At 71.5% G+C, this 13,852-nt stretch carries 15 protein-coding genes; 9 read left to right on the top strand and 6 right to left on the bottom strand.

Translation table 11 applies throughout. From position 1 onward, the window contains the following. Nucleotides 1-13: 13 nt before the first annotated feature. Complete coding sequence (locus AB0C01_RS18815) at nucleotides 14-886, top strand: LysR family transcriptional regulator (protein ID WP_357571705.1); 873 nt, start codon at nucleotides 14-16, stop codon at nucleotides 884-886. Here AB0C01_RS18815 and AB0C01_RS18810 read toward each other — a convergent pair. After that, on the bottom strand, nucleotides 883-1,623 hold the full coding sequence (locus AB0C01_RS18810) for a hypothetical protein (protein WP_357571704.1): 741 nt from the start codon (nucleotides 1,621-1,623) through the stop codon (nucleotides 883-885). The genes AB0C01_RS18815 and AB0C01_RS18810 overlap by 4 nt on opposite strands. 83 nt (nucleotides 1,624-1,706) lie before the next feature. Next, a complete protein-coding gene (locus AB0C01_RS18805; protein WP_357243698.1) occupies nucleotides 1,707-2,351 on the bottom strand; it encodes a TetR/AcrR family transcriptional regulator in 645 nt (214 codons plus the stop codon). Between the two features lie 56 nt (nucleotides 2,352-2,407). Here AB0C01_RS18805 and AB0C01_RS18800 point away from each other — a divergent pair, with 56 nt between their 5' ends. Genes AB0C01_RS18800 through AB0C01_RS18790 form a run of 3 tightly spaced genes read left to right on the top strand, consistent with a single transcriptional unit; the run spans nucleotide 2,408 to nucleotide 4,021 of the window. Then, entirely contained in the window at nucleotides 2,408-2,701 is a 294-nt protein-coding gene (locus tag AB0C01_RS18800; protein WP_357571703.1) for a hypothetical protein, read from the top strand. Next, on the top strand, nucleotides 2,701-3,567 hold the full coding sequence (locus AB0C01_RS18795) for a class I SAM-dependent methyltransferase (protein ID WP_357571702.1): 867 nt from the start codon (nucleotides 2,701-2,703) through the stop codon (nucleotides 3,565-3,567). Before AB0C01_RS18800 ends, AB0C01_RS18795 begins: the two co-directional genes overlap by 1 nt. Nucleotides 3,568-3,619: 52 nt before the next feature. Beyond that, complete coding sequence (locus AB0C01_RS18790) at nucleotides 3,620-4,021, top strand: hypothetical protein (protein ID WP_357571701.1); 402 nt, start codon at nucleotides 3,620-3,622, stop codon at nucleotides 4,019-4,021. A gap of 17 nt (nucleotides 4,022-4,038) precedes the next feature. Here the strand turns inward: AB0C01_RS18790 and AB0C01_RS18785 are convergent, their stop codons facing one another. Both AB0C01_RS18785 and AB0C01_RS18780 read right to left on the bottom strand, forming a co-directional pair. Next, entirely contained in the window at nucleotides 4,039-4,935 is an 897-nt protein-coding gene (locus AB0C01_RS18785; RefSeq protein WP_357243689.1) for a helix-turn-helix domain-containing GNAT family N-acetyltransferase, read from the bottom strand. 14 nt (nucleotides 4,936-4,949) lie between these two features. After that, nucleotides 4,950-6,110 (bottom strand): low temperature requirement protein A, encoded by a 1,161-nt coding sequence (locus AB0C01_RS18780; protein ID WP_357243686.1) that lies wholly within the window; start codon nucleotides 6,108-6,110, stop codon nucleotides 4,950-4,952. A 191-nt stretch (nucleotides 6,111-6,301) separates the two neighbouring features. Between AB0C01_RS18780 and AB0C01_RS18775 the strand changes: the two genes are divergently transcribed. Beyond that, the gene (locus AB0C01_RS18775) at nucleotides 6,302-6,766 is read left to right on the top strand and encodes a hypothetical protein (RefSeq protein WP_357571700.1); all 465 of its coding nucleotides are present in this window, start codon (nucleotides 6,302-6,304) and stop codon (nucleotides 6,764-6,766) included. A gap of 37 nt (nucleotides 6,767-6,803) precedes the next feature. Here the strand turns inward: AB0C01_RS18775 and AB0C01_RS18770 are convergent, their stop codons facing one another. Beyond that, complete coding sequence (locus tag AB0C01_RS18770) at nucleotides 6,804-9,203, bottom strand: glycosyl hydrolase family 65 protein (protein ID WP_357571699.1); 2,400 nt, start codon at nucleotides 9,201-9,203, stop codon at nucleotides 6,804-6,806. A 170-nt stretch (nucleotides 9,204-9,373) separates the two neighbouring features. Between AB0C01_RS18770 and AB0C01_RS18765 the strand changes: the two genes are divergently transcribed. Continuing rightward, nucleotides 9,374-10,003, top strand: coding sequence for a phosphatase PAP2 family protein (locus tag AB0C01_RS18765; protein ID WP_357571698.1), 630 nt, complete (start codon nucleotides 9,374-9,376; stop codon nucleotides 10,001-10,003). A gap of 135 nt (nucleotides 10,004-10,138) precedes the next feature. On the opposite strand, the gene AB0C01_RS18760 is transcribed toward AB0C01_RS18765, so the two are convergent. Further along, nucleotides 10,139-10,819 carry an A24 family peptidase gene (locus AB0C01_RS18760; protein WP_357244101.1) on the bottom strand — a complete coding sequence of 227 codons (681 nt, stop codon included), beginning with the start codon at nucleotides 10,817-10,819 and terminating at the stop codon, nucleotides 10,139-10,141. 850 nt (nucleotides 10,820-11,669) lie between these two features. On the opposite strand from AB0C01_RS18760, the gene AB0C01_RS18755 reads away from it, so the two are divergent. From AB0C01_RS18755 to AB0C01_RS18745, 3 genes are read left to right on the top strand one after another with little or no spacing between them, the layout of a single operon-like run. Then, a complete protein-coding gene (locus AB0C01_RS18755; RefSeq protein WP_357243674.1) occupies nucleotides 11,670-12,236 on the top strand; it encodes a hypothetical protein in 567 nt (188 codons plus the stop codon). Further along, on the top strand, nucleotides 12,230-13,195 hold the full coding sequence (locus AB0C01_RS18750) for a hypothetical protein (protein ID WP_357571697.1): 966 nt from the start codon (nucleotides 12,230-12,232) through the stop codon (nucleotides 13,193-13,195). Before AB0C01_RS18755 ends, AB0C01_RS18750 begins: the two co-directional genes overlap by 7 nt. After that, complete coding sequence (locus AB0C01_RS18745; protein ID WP_357243668.1) at nucleotides 13,192-13,851, top strand: SAF domain-containing protein; 660 nt, start codon at nucleotides 13,192-13,194, stop codon at nucleotides 13,849-13,851. Before AB0C01_RS18750 ends, AB0C01_RS18745 begins: the two co-directional genes overlap by 4 nt. The last annotated feature ends 1 nt before the right edge of the window (nucleotide 13,852 follow it).

Raw genomic sequence — 13,852 nt, 5'->3', positions numbered from 1 at the left:
AACGGGATCAGCGGTGGAGCTCCGGGACGTCGAAATCTTCCTCACCCTGGCGGAGGAGCTGCATTTCACCCGCACCGCGCAACGACTGCACGTGACCCAGGCCCGGGTCAGCCAGGCGATCAAGAAGCAGGAACGGCGAATCGGCGCCGCCCTGTTCGAGCGGAACAACCGACGCGTGGCGCTGACACCGATCGGGCAACGGCTCTTCGACGACATCCAGCCCATGTACCGGGGACTGTGCGAGGGGATGGACCGGGCCAGGCTCGCCGCCCGCGGCAAGACTGGGGTGCTGCGGGTCGGGTCGATCGCCGTCAACCTCCACGACTTCCGCGAGCTGTTCACCGCGTTCGCGCAGGGCCACCCCGAGTGCGAGGTGCAACTGCGGCACGTCGACTTCGGCGACCCCTTCGGTCAGCTGCGCGCCGGCGACATCGACGTACAGATCGTGTGGTTGCCCGTCAGGGAGCCGGACCTCACCGTCGGGCCGGTCATCTACACCGAACCCATCGTGCTGGCGGTCGGCGCGAGCCACCCGCTCGCCACGCGGGAGTCGGTCTGCTACGAGGACCTGGCAGACGTGACGGTGATGGGCGGTGCCCGGCCGGACTACTGGCGGGAGATCCTGGTGCCCCTGCGCACACCCAGCGGGCGTCTGATCCGCATCGGCCCGTCCGTCTCCAACTTCCAGGAGATGATCCCCATCCTCGTCACCGGCGAAGCCGTCTCGCCGGTCCATGCCCAGGCCGCCCGCTACTACGCGCGCCCGGACATCGCGTACGTGCCGATCCGTGACGCCCCGCCGGGCCGGTGGGGGCTGATCTGGCGCACCGACAATGAGACGGAACTCATCCGCTCGTTCGCCGACACCGCACAACGCCTCAGTTAGCTGAAGGCCAGCCACACCACGAAGCCGAGCCCGATGAGCAGGGCGGTCACCCAGCTCAAGCGGGACAGTGACAGGTCCCCCTCCACCTCGCGGGCCACCGTCGCCAACGTTCCGGGGAGTTCGGGAAGCGACGACGGCCGATACACCACAGCGGTGACCTGCCCCTCCGCGACCGAGAAGGAGCCGTCGACCTGCCGCCCGGACCGGCCGATGCGCAGCGGCAGCCAGGTCGCCACCTCGACGGTCCCGGCGAGGGCCACGATGTCGTACGGGTCCCAGCCGGGCAACCGATGCTCGACCTCGTCGACGACGACGACCGGGGTGGTGTCGTCGCCGTAGGCATCGGGGTCGAGCCACAACAGGGGCTTGACGGCGAGGATCCGCAGCACCCCGTGCCCGGCGGTGATCGGCACCGTGGCGGGCGCTTCCCGCATCGCCGTCAGCTCACGCTCGACCTCGGGAGTAATGGCCTTGTCGCGTACGAGGAACAGTTTTGCGAACAGGTCCGCGCCCAGCAGGGAGACGAGAAGGCAGAAGGCGCAGAGCATCACTCCGGCGTAGGCGACTTGGATCCCGATCAGGCGCAGGATGGCACCGAGAAGTATTACCCCGTCCAGATACGCGCCGAGAAACAGCAGGCCGAGGGACGACACCCCGCAGACAGCGGCGACGGCCAGAGCGGCGCCGAACCCCAGGGCACGATCTCGCCACTGACCGGGACCAGCCTCCTCTGCCACTCCTCCGACCGTAGCGATGCCCGGCAATGTCTTACGCCCTGTGGACGGGATGCCGCAGCGTCGCAATTGTCGGCGGCCGCCTGTTATTCGACGCTGGCGAGGATCGCCCCGCCGACGGTGTCCACATACCACCGCTGGTACTGCTCGATCTCCCATCCGCGTTGCCGGACGAGCCAGTCGAAGTTGCGGACGTCCTGGGCCAACCAGAGGATGTCGGCCACCTGATCGACGCCCAGGTCAGGGCGTACGCCTCCGGTGCCGACGAGTTCGGCGGCGAACATGGCCATGCCGCGGCGGCGGTCGTCGACGTTCTTGCGCCAGATCTCGGCGACGTCTGGGTCGGCCGTGGCCGCGCCGGCCAGCGCGAGCATCACCTGGGCCTGCCGGGCGTTGACCTCGGCCAGGTGGCGGGCGTAGCGGACGAGCTTGGCCCGGGGGTCGGCGAGTGCGCGGATCTCGGCGACGAAGGGCCGGTCCGGCAGGGCCACCGGTTCGTCGTCGCCGGCCAGGGTGACGTCGACCAACTGGGAGAGCAGGTGCCGCTTGCTGCCGAACACCGCGTACAGGGTCTGGACCGCGACGCCGGCTTCCACGGCGACAGCGGTCAGCGGTGTGGCCGCGTAGCCCGGGTCGACGAACAGCCGGCCGGCCGCTTCGAGGATCGCTCGCCGGGTCTGTCGGGCCTGCTCCTGTCGGCGAGAAGACTCGTAACGTCTCTTGACAACCACGCTTCGAGTGTAGTGCTCTATTGGATAGAGTCTCACTCTATCGAGAGGTGGTGGCCATGCCGTTCGGTGTGTTGCAAGAGATGCCCGGCGTCAGCGAGGCGGAATACCGGCAGGTGGAGCGACACCTTGGACCGGATCGACCGCCGGGTCTGCTCGCCCATGTCGCCGGGGCGACCGAGGACGGCTGGCGGATCATCAACGTCTGGCAGGACGAGGCGGCATTCCGTCGGTTCCAGTCCGAACGACTGGTCCGGGCTGCTGGCCTGGCGGCACAGGAGGACGGCTTCGACCCGACGAAGGCGGCGCACTTCCGCTCGATGAGCGTCGACGGCGCCGAGATGCCGTTCTGATGGCCGACACCGCCAGCCTGCGGGCCCGCAGCGCCGCTTTCTGGGCGGGAGCGGCGGCTGGCTGGATTCGGCACGCGGATCGGCAGGACGAGACCGGTCGACCGCTGGGAGCGGCGGCCCTGGATCGACTGGCCGCACGACCCGCCGAACGGATCCTCGATGTGGGCTGCGGCTGCGGCGGCACCACGGCCGAGATCGCCGCCGCGGTCGGCGCGGCCGGCGCGGCGACAGGTGTCGACATCGACGAGACGATGGTGACCGCCGCTCGACGCCGGTTCCCCACCGACCGGCACCCGGGCATCCAGTTCCACGTGGCCGACATCGAGACTCTCGATGTCGTGCCGGGTGCTCCGTTCGACGCGGCGTACTCACGAATGACCCTGATGCTGTTGGCGGACCCGGTGGCCGGCTGTCGCGCGATCCGGCGATCACTGCGCCCGGGAGGGCGCCTCGCCGCGACCGTCTTCCGCGACAGCGGCGTCAATCCGTGGCTGTCCGCGGCGATGCTCGGCGCCGCACCGCATCTCGGACCGTTGCCACCGCTCCCGGTCGGTGACGAGCCCGGTCCGTTCGCGTTCGCGGACCCGGCGCGGCTCGACCGGATCCTCACCGAGGCCGGCTTCACCGCCGTCACGATCACACCGTGCGACGTCGCCCTGGAAACTCCGGACGACGCCGACGCGGTGGCCGAATGGCTTGTCGAGGTCGGCCCGGCCGGTGCCGCGTACCGGGCGGCTCCGCCGGCTGGGCAGGCATCGGCTCGGGCGGGGGCCGCCCGGCTGCTCGACCGTTTCCGTGCGCCCGGCGGCGGCTACCGGCTGCCCGCCGGCCTCTGGCTCGTCGCCGCGAACTCCGTCGAGGACTGACAACCCATCCCGCAGTCGCTACCCACCAACAACCACGTCAGGACGAAACCCGATGAGAACGATCCGTTTGCTCGCGCCGGTCGTCTGCGTTGTCCTAGCCGCGACGGCGTGCACCGACACCGACACGCCCGGTCCCGGGGCTGCGGCGCCGAACAACCCCACCGCAACCGCCGCCGCGTCCAGCGCGGCCGGATCCGCTCCGCAGGGCGACTCCACGCCGGTGTCGGCGAAGGCGGTGTGCGCCTACCTGGACGGCCAGTTGCCGACCCTGAAGGGCATCGGGTCCGAGACGGGCGCGATGGCCAACCTCACCGTGAATCTCTATTCCTGGTACGAGTTGCAGGGTCCCGTGCCGACCGGCCGTCAGATCGACGACCAGACCCGGCAGGAGTGCCCGGCGACCCGTACCGAGGTGCTGAAACTCGCCGGCATGGAGAGCTTCGAGCGGCTGTAGTAGTCCCGATGCGGCCCTCACCGCTCCAACCGCTTGCCGAACCAGTGGTGGGCGTAGTGCTCGGTGTTGTACGGCTCGATCTCCACATAACCGGCCGCGCGGTACATGGCGATCGCCTCGGTGAGGTTGCGGTTGGTGTCCAGCCGGACGGCCGTCGCGCCACGCTCCGCGGCGTACCGCTCCAACTCGCCCAGCAGCCGCCAGCCGATGCCGAGCCCGCGCACGGCGTCGGCCACCCAGACGCGTTTGAGCTCGGCCTGGCCGTCCGGGAGGAGTTTGACCGCGCCGCAGCCGATCGGTTCGGCGTTGAGGGTGGCGAGCAGGAGCACACCGGCGGGCGGGACCAGCGCCTCGTCCGGGACCGGGTTGCTCAGCTCCGGGTCGAACCCGTCGTCGAACCGTCGCCCGATCTCCCGGGCGTACGCGCGCAGGCAGGCGCGGGCCCGCGGGTCGCTCGGCGGGCACGCCTCGATGACGACCATCGAGCCGATGAGCAGCCGTTCGACCTCCGCCATGGCCGCGACGAGTCGTTCCCGACGGTGCTCGGTGAGCGGTTCGAGGATCGAGGCGGCGAGGTCGTCCGACCGCTGGTCGAGATCGGCCCACGCCGTACGACCGGCGGCGGTGAGCGTGGCGGTGCGGACCCGGCCGTCGCCCCCGGCCTGATCGGCCGGTCCCACGGTGACCAGGCCGTCGTTCTCCAGAGCGCGCAGGAGCCGGCTGAGGTGGCCGGAGTCCAGGTTGAGCCGGGCCCGTAGCGCGGCGACCTCGGCGCCGGAGGGGCCGATCTCCCAGAGCACACGCGCCTGCCCGAGGGGTCGCCCCTGTGCCATGTACTCGTCGTCGAGCGCACCCACGCGCTGGGTGACCGTCCGGTTGAACCGCCGCACGGCGGCGATGAGCGCGGAGTCCATACGTCTGACTTTAGTCAGGGATTTTTGACGCGGCGATAGGAGCGGATGCCCGCGTGGTCCAGGACGACCACCGTGAGCACCACCCCGGTGGCGACCGCGCTGACCGCCAGCAGCGGCAGTCGCAGAACGGCCGCCGCACCGGACATCACGAACAGGGCGGCGACCCGGGGCCAGGAGAGTCGCCGGTGGATCGCCACCGAGAACAGGGTCCGTCCGAGGAGGAACAGCGTCGGACCTCCCAGGATGACGACGGCTGCGGTCAGGTCACTCGCCTTCGTGGGGTGGGCGATGCTCAGTTCGGCCCCGACGGCGGTGACCACCAACCCGGCGATCATCACGAGGTGCAGGTAGCCGATGATGACACCGAGCCGGCCTGGGTCGGCGCGCTCGATGGCCGGGCCGAGGCGCTGACCGGCGGGCGTCACGTAGAGCAGACCGATCAGCACGGCGGTGGCGAAGACCAGCAGGAAGGCAGCGGTCTGCGGAAGGTCCAGGTGGGTGCCGGCGTACGAGAGACCGGCGACCAGGACGAGTTCGCCGAGCGCGATGATCATGATCTGCTGGTACCGCTCGGCGAAGTGTTCGCTGGCGAGGCGTAGTTCCTGCCGGGACGTCCGTCCCAGCCGGGGAGTGGGCCAGCCGATTCGTGGACCGGTGAAGTCGATCGCGAGAGCGAACAGCCAGAGCGGCACCCGCCACTCCGGCAGGAACCCACCGACCAGCCACGGCACGGCGGACACGCTGAACCAACAGAGGATCCGCAGCGCCCTCCTCTGTCGAGGGTGACCGCGCAGCGCGAACGCGGTCACCGCGCCGCGGGCGATGTGGACCGCGACGTACGCGCCGGCGAAGAGCAGGCCCCGCCCGTCCAACGCCTGCGGAATCGCCACCCCGGCCAGCAGGCTGCCCAGCGCGGCAGCGACCAGCAGCCACCGGACCCACGGGCTGTCCGGGTCGTACCAGTCGGCGAACCAGGTGGTGGTCACCCAGATCCACCACACGCCGGCCAACAGCAGGGCGGTACGCAGTGCCCCGGGCAGAGTGAGGTCGTGCAGCAGGTGCCCCGCGAGTTGACTGAGGGCGAGCACGAACGCCAGGTCGAAGAAGAGCTCCAGGAACGAGGCGCTCAGCGGTGCGTCATCGCCCCGCAGCAGCCGTTCGGGCCTGCTCGCCATCGGCGCTCCTCCCGGTGGCCCGCACGTCAGGCCTCCGTCGTACCACCCGGGGCCGGCCACCGGAGGCGGAAACGGGTCAACGGCCGACCCCCTCGACGACGACCCGTCGACCCCTCGAGTCGTTGATCCGGCAGCGCCGAAGGTCGTCGGTGACCACGGTGGGGGCACCGACTCAACGAGAGGGGACGACGATGACCGCTCAGCGGGAGACCGTGCCTGTCGACCACGACCTGTTCCGCGCCGTGTACGACTCGCCCGCGGCACTGCCCGGCCGACACCGCTGGACCACCCCGGAGGCGGACGTCCGGCGGCTGGAGAAGCTGCTCGGCATGCCGGCGCGCAGCATCGGCGCCCCGCTCTGGGTCAGCGGCGACGAACCCGACTGCCCGAAGTGTGGCCGACGCGTCACCTGGTACGACATCGTGTCGTCGGCACTCTCCGGCGTGCACGACAAGGCCATGATCGCCACCGTCATCCTCGGCGAGCGCAAGTACGTCAACACCGGGATTCCGGCAGCCATCGCCGGTGTGCGCTGCGCCGACTGCCACACCGCGATCGACGGCCTGCGCAGCTTCAAATGCCACAACTGGGCGTACGCCTTCGAGGCGCTGGAGGCCGTCCGCGAGCGCATGGCCGGCCGCCCCGGACCGACCTGAGCCGTGCCGCGCGAACCGCGGGCTGGCTGCCCGTGGCTCAGTCGGCCGAGCGGCGGGCGGGGCGGCGGCCGGGCGGGGAGTGCGGCTCCGGCCCGGGGTCGGGCACCGCCGGCATCGGCCGGGTGACCGGTTCGGCCTCCGTGATCCGCAGCGACTCACCGTGGTGCCACAGCTCGACCTCGGCGTCCGGGCCGGCGCCGGGCAACTCGTAGCGGGCCTCGGTCGGAGTCACCGTGACGCGCAGCCGGTGGCCACGCCAGTGCAGGCTGAACGCCAGCCGGTCGATCCGGCGCGGCAGCCGGGGGTCGAAGGAGAGCACACCCCGGTCGTCGCGCAGCCCGCCGAAGCCCTGCACCAGCGCCAACCACGCACCGGCCAGTGACGCCAGGTGCAGCCCGTCGGCGGTCTTGTCCCCCAGGTCCGCCAGATCCTGCAGGACCGACTCGGCGAACAGGTCGTACGCCAGATCCAGGTGCCCGACCTCGGCGGCCAGCACCCCCTGCGGGGCCGCCGACAGCGACGAGTCACGGACGGTGCGAGCCTCGTAGTAGGCCAGGTTGCGGGCCTTCTCGGCGGCGGTGAACTCGCCGGGGCAGAGCTGCATGGCGAGCACCAGGTCGGCCTGCTTCACCACCTGCTTGCGGTACAACTCCAGGTAGGGGAAGTGCAGGAGCAGGGGATAGTCGTCGTCGCCCGTGTTCGCGAAGTCCCACTCGGGCTGCTCGGTGAACCCGGCGGCCTGCTGGTGCACACCGCGCTCGTGGTCGTACGGGACGACCATCGCGTCGGCCGCGGCCCGCCAGCCGGCCACCTCGTCGTGCTCCACGCCGAGCCGACCGGCCACGTCGGGGTGGCGCTCGGCGGCGTCCGCCGCTCCCCGCAGGTTGCGCCGGGCCATCAGGTTGGTGAAGACGTTGTCATCGACAAGGGCGGCGTACTCGTCCGGGCCGGTCACCCCGTGCAGGTGGAAGGCATCCTCGCCGGACCAGTGCCCGAAGCCGTGCCAGAGCCGGGCCGTCTCCACGAGCAACTCCAGCCCCGCCTCGGCGAGGAACCGCTCGTCGTCCGTGGCGGCCAGGTAGCGCAGCACCGCGTCGGCGATGTCGGCGTTGACGTGCAACGCGGCGGTGCCGGCCGGCCAGTAGCCGGAGCACTCCCGGCCGCCGATGGTGCGCCACGGGAACGCCGCGCCGGTCAGCCGCAGTTCCGTGGCCCGCTCGCGGGCCTCGGGCAGGTGGGTGTGCCGCCACCTGAGCGCCGAACGGGCCACCGCCGGGGCCAGGTAGGTGAGCACCGGCAGAACGTAGGTCTCGGTGTCCCACAGGACGTGCCCGTCGTAGCCGTTGCCGGTCAGCCCCTTCGCCGCGATGGTCCGGTCGGAGTCCGGGCGGCCGGCCTGGATCAGGTGGAACATCGCGAACCGGATCGCCTGTTGCAGCTCCGGGTCACCGTCGAGCTGCACGTCGGCGACCTGCCAGGCCGCGTCCAGGGCGGCCCGCTGGTCGGTGAGCAGGGCGTCGAAACCGTCCGCGCGCGCCGCGTCCGCCTCGGCGGTGACCAGGGCCGCCAACTCGTCGACCGCCGTGCCGTCGATCATCGCCCATTCGTAGGCCGCGAACTTCGTCAGCCGCAGCCGCTCCCCGAGGTGCAGCCGATCCGCCACGGTCAGCCGTACCCGGTCCGGGGTGCAGTCACCGGTGACCGTGACCGTGTCCGGCCCGTCCACCAGGTGACTGACCGCGACCGCGACACGCTGACCGCTGCGTTCGGTGCGGTGTACCAGCACCCCGTCGAGGTCAGCCGCGCGGTACGCCTCGGCGGTCAGCGGGTTGTCGGGCACCGAGGCGGCCCGGGGGTCGTCCGAGCGCTCCGGCACCGTCTCGTTGGCCAGCAGATCCGAGCAGACCCGCACCTCCACGGGGGCGTCCAGCGGCTCGACCTCGTACTGGACGGCGGCCACCGGACGGCGCGGCAGGGACACCAACCGGGTGCTGCGGATGCGCACTCCCCGCCCGCCCGGCGAGATCCACTCGGTTTCCCGGCGCAGCACGCCGGCGCGCAGGTCGAGCACCTGTTCGTGGCCGCGTAGCGTCCCGGTGCGGATGTCCAGCGGCTCGTCGTCGACCCAGAGCCGGATCAGCGCGGCGTTCGGCGCGCTGATGACGGTGTCGCTGGCCTGCGGAAACGCGTACCCCTCCTCGGGGTAGCTCAGCTCGCGCCGCTCGTGGAAGCCATTGACGTAGCTGCCGGGCATCCCGCACGGCGCACCCTCGTCGAGCACGCCACGCCAACCGACCCACCCGTTGCCCACCGCGAAGATCGACTCGGTCTCGCCGAGCCGGTCCAGGTCGGCCTTCGTACGCCGGATCCGCCAGGCCTCGTCGTCCACCGTCCCGCTGGCGGGCGGCGGTTGGTCGGTGGCCGAACTGGTCTGCACAAAGCCTCCCGTGAATGCCGACGTCCTCGACCAGCCAAGCAGAGCCGCCTGAACGAATCCTGGACGAAGGTCAGGGTGCCCGACCGACCTTCGACTGCTCCGCTACCCGCTGCGGCGTTCCTAGGGTGTCCCCCAGGTGAACAGGGTATGAACGAGAGGTGAGGTGATGCATGGCCGCCAACGGCAGCGTGGACGTTCCGGAGATCAGTGCTGAGTGGTATCGCGATGTCGTCGACGCCGCTGCCAGCAGTCCGGAGCCGGTGCAGTGGTTCGTCGGGCACGCCACCGAGGGGGTGATCCTGCTGCTCGGCGCGCTGCTGGTGCTGGCCGCGCTGACCCGATGGTCCGGTGGTCCGCACGACCGGGCCCTCGCCCTGGTCGCGCCGCTACCGGCCATCCTCGCGTACGTCGGCAGCGAATGGTTCAAGACAGTGGTGGACGAGGACCGCCCCTGTCGGACGGTCGGCCGGGCGATCATCGCGGGCACCTGCCCACCCCCGGGCGACTGGTCGTTCCCCAGCAACCACGCCACGATCGCCGGCGCGCTGGCGGTGACCACGCTCCTGCTCTCCCGTCGACTCGGCCTGGTCGCGCTGCCGCTTGCCGCACTGGGTGCCTTCTCCCGGGTCTTCGTGGGCGTGCACTACCCGCACGACGTGATCGCGGGCGTGCTGTTCGGTGCGCTGGTCGCCGTGGTGGCAGCCCCACTGCTGGCCCGCCCGGCCGCCGAGGCGCTCCGCCGTCGAGGCAACCGCGCCGATCCCCCGGTCCCGAAGCTGGCGAGCCGCACCCGCCAGTGACCTCCGCGTCGGAGAAGATCACGCTCGATCCTGGTTGTAGTGGTCTGCCAGCCCGCGCGATGCCACCAGATCCAGGATCGAGCACGATCTTGGCGAGGGGCGGGCACGGGCGGCGGGCAGCGGCGGCGGGCGGCGTCAGCCGGCCAGCAGGAGCGCGCCGACCGTGCCGAGCAGCAGGAACGGGCCGAACGGCAGGTGTGTGCTCCAGTTGACTCGGCGCGCGGCCAGCAGGCCCACACTCACCAGCGCGGACAACCCGAAGGCGAGCAGCAGCCCGAGCAGCAGCACCGGCCAGCCGTACCAGCCGAGCAGCGCTCCCACACCGAGCGCCAGCTTGGCGTCTCCCAGCCCGAAGCCGCGGTTGCCCAGCAGCAACGTGGTGGTGGCGAAGAACAGCGCCAGCCCCGTGCCGCCGACGGCAGCCCGCAGCCACGGCCCCGGCTCGCCGGCAAGGGCGGCGGCGACGCCGAGCAGCAACCACGTCCCGGCCGCCGCCGGCAGGGTGAGCCGATCCGGCAGGCGGTGCACGGCCAGGTCGACGAAGACCGCCGGGATCGTCCAGCCGAACCACCAGGCCAGCGCCGGCAGCGCCCCGCCCGATGGGCCGACCAGGGCCAGCAGCAGCACCGCGGCGAGCCCGGCCAGCTCGACCGTTCCCGGCGGTGGGCCGACACGTGCGCGGCAGCGACCGCACCGGGCCGCCGGACCCAGCGCGGGCCAGGGCCGGGTCAGGCCGACCGCCGCGCCGCAGGCGTCGCAGCCGGTCCGGTTCGGCAGACCCGGGGGTACGGCGTAGCGCAGCGCGGCCATCCGCATCAGCGGGCCGACCGTGAGGAACGCGAGCACGGTCGGGACCCGGACGTGAGCCACGGCTGCGCGTGCCGTCGAAGGGGTCCGACGCCCCGGGGACGAGGAGGTCGTGTGCGCCGAGCCGCCGGATGTCGTCGTGCTTTTCCCGGGTGCGGCTGCCGGCGGGCGGGCGGGTGCGGTCGGGCCACCGGACGACCGGGGCGCCGGGCTCCGATCGGGTGGGTTTCCCCGACCAGGGAGGGCGGCAGGGGGGCCGGTCAGTGCCATGTCACCGCCAAGGAGCCCCGATGCACCGCCGGGACGGCGCACACGGATAGTGACTGGACGATCGCTACGGTGTGGCGGATGGCGCAGAAAGCGACCTCCCCCGCCGACCATCGGCGGGTGCCTCCGGCGAGATCGGGGCCGGGCGCTCCGCCGGACGCGGCGGATCGTCGACCGGTCGACAACTCCGCCCGGATGCCGGGATGAGGCCGCGATGTCCCACTCCCGGGACCGCCGACGAGACGCCGCTGGCCCCAGGCGGTCCGCCGACGCCGGGTCATGGACGACCTTCCGCCGGGCCATTGCGCGGGACGCGGCACGGACACCCGCCACCACCACCCTTCATCACTCAGAGTATTCGCTTGAATTGCCTCTGTTGCATCGGCGAACGTCAGCCTATGCTCGCCCCTTGGGTGTGACGCAAGCCTCACCTTAACCACCCGACGGCATGGGACCTGCATTTGTAGAAGATCCGTAACGGTGAATGCAGAGGCGCAATGATCGTTCCGGGATGTGCTGATCCGGGCGCGCTTCCGCATGCCCTGCGGCGGTGATCCTTCACCCCGCCGGGCGACCACGAGGAGGCTCGACGGTGCGCGGACGGCAGCTCAGACGAGCGGCGATCTGCCTGCTGGCGGTCGTGGCGGCGGTGCCGGTCACCGCCTGCGCCAGTGGGCGGGAGGCCGCCGAATGGCCGGCGGCAGCCCAGGACGACGGGCAACCGGTGGCTCCCGACGTCGACCGACGCGCTGCGGAAAAGGCGGCGCTTGACGCGTACTCCGGTTATTTGGCGGCCTCGCGGACGGCGAGTGGACGCAGTGATCCGCGTGCGCCGGAACTGTCCCGTTTTCTCGCTGATCCACTTCTGACCCGGGTGCAATTGTCCATTCGAGACGCTAAGGAGCACGGTGCTGTGCGTACCGGGACGTTGAAGTCGGACCCGACCGTGACCGCCGTCAGTCTGGACGCGAACCCGGCCACCGTCGAGATCCAGGACTGCCTGGACCTGACCGGCTACCGGCTGGTCTACGCCAAGGACAAGCGCGTCGTCCCGGGCAGCGGCGGCGGCCGGCACCTCTCCACCGCCACCGCGACGCGGTATCCCGACGGCCGTTGGCTGATCAACTCCGGCACGCTGCACCGGGACCAGCCATGCTGACCCGGGCCGGAGCGGACGCTCCGACGCGTACTCCCGGGGTCTCGGCGGCTCGGCGGACCCTCGCCGGGATCGGGCTCGCGCTCCTCCTGGTGGCCGGCACGACCCTGCCGGCAGCCGCAGCTCGGCGCGCCGGTCCGGGGGCCAGTTGCCCGCCCGACCAGCCCGACTGCAGCGTCTGGGACGACGAACCCGGCAAGCCGGGCGGCGGCGGCAACAACGGCGGCGGCGATGACGAAGACGACGGTGGCGGTGACGGTGACGGCGTCTGCAAGTGGGACGGGCGGACCGTGCCCTGCTACGACGATCTCAAAGGCTGGTTCAACAGCGGCGACGGCTGCTACTACGAGCTGGCCGAGCCGCAGAACGAGGCACCCGAGGGCCAGCACTGGTACGTGCAGACCTGCAACGACGGCACGGACGTCGGCAACGTCACCGTGGTGTTGCGGGAGGCGCCGCCCGGCTTCGGCGCGCCCCCGAACCCGGCGGAGTTGGCCCGACGCGCCCTGGCGAAGATCACGCTGAAGCGGGCGCCGCTGGCTGTCGCACCCCGCAAGGACAACGGCCCCGGCCTGGTCGGCCTGCCGGTCTGGATGTGGTCCGACAACAAGGACCCCGGCCACTTCGGCCCGCTCCACGCCGACGAGACCGATCGGGACGTGACCGTCGAAATCACGGCGGAGGTTAGCGAGATCGTCTGGGACATGGGCAACGGCGATCGCGTGTCCTGCCCCGACGCCGCCACCCCGTACGTCGCAACGGACAAGAACCTTGCCGGCCGCACCTCCCCGACCTGCGGCTACGACAAGGGCTACCAGAAGGCCGGTAAATACGACGTCACCGCCACCACGCACTGGAAGGTGACCTGGAACGGCGGTGGGCAGAGCGGAGAGATCCGGGTGACCCGGAACAGCGGCGTCGTGCAGATCCAGATCAACGAACTCCAGGTGGTGACCCGATGAGTCTCGCGACGCACAACGGAACGGGGTCGGTCGACGCACCGGTCAGCCCGCCCAAGGTGGTCCGGCAGCGTCGGGTCCGCCCGGGGTTGCTCGGTCTCGCCGTACTCCTGATCGCCCTGGGTGGGCTGGGCGCGGCGTTCGCGGTCACCTCGGTCCGGGCCACCGGCAGCTATCTCGCGGTCGCCCGGCCGGTGGAGGTGGGTCGGGAGGTCAGCGCCGCCGACCTGATCACCGTGCAGGTAGCTGGCGGTCAGGGGTTGCGTCCGGTGCCCGCCGGCCGGCTCGACGAGGTGGTCGGCAAACGGGCCGCGGTGAAGCTGGTCCCGGGCACCCTGCTCACCCTGGGGCACGTCACCGACGATCCGCTGCTCGGTCCCGACCAGCAGCAGATCGCGCTCGGCCTGAAGACCGCCCAGGTGCCGGCCCGGCAACTGCACCCCGGGGACAAGGTGCTGCTGATCAGCACCCCGGACCGCGGCGCCAACGGGGACCCGGCCGCCGCCGGCACCAGGTTCCCGGCCATCGTGATCGACATGGTCAGTCCGGCCAACAACGACAAGGTGCTGTACCTGGCGCTGCCCACCCGGGACGTGCCCGCGGTGGTGGCTCTCACCGCGCAGTCGCGCGTCGCCGTCGTGCTGACCGAAGCGGCCTGAG

This window comes from Micromonospora sp. NPDC048905 (assembly GCF_040649655.1).
Lineage (GTDB): Bacteria > Actinomycetota > Actinomycetes > Mycobacteriales > Micromonosporaceae > Micromonospora.
Note: the sequence above shows the minus strand (reverse complement) of the source record. Positions and strands in the feature narration are given on the sequence as shown.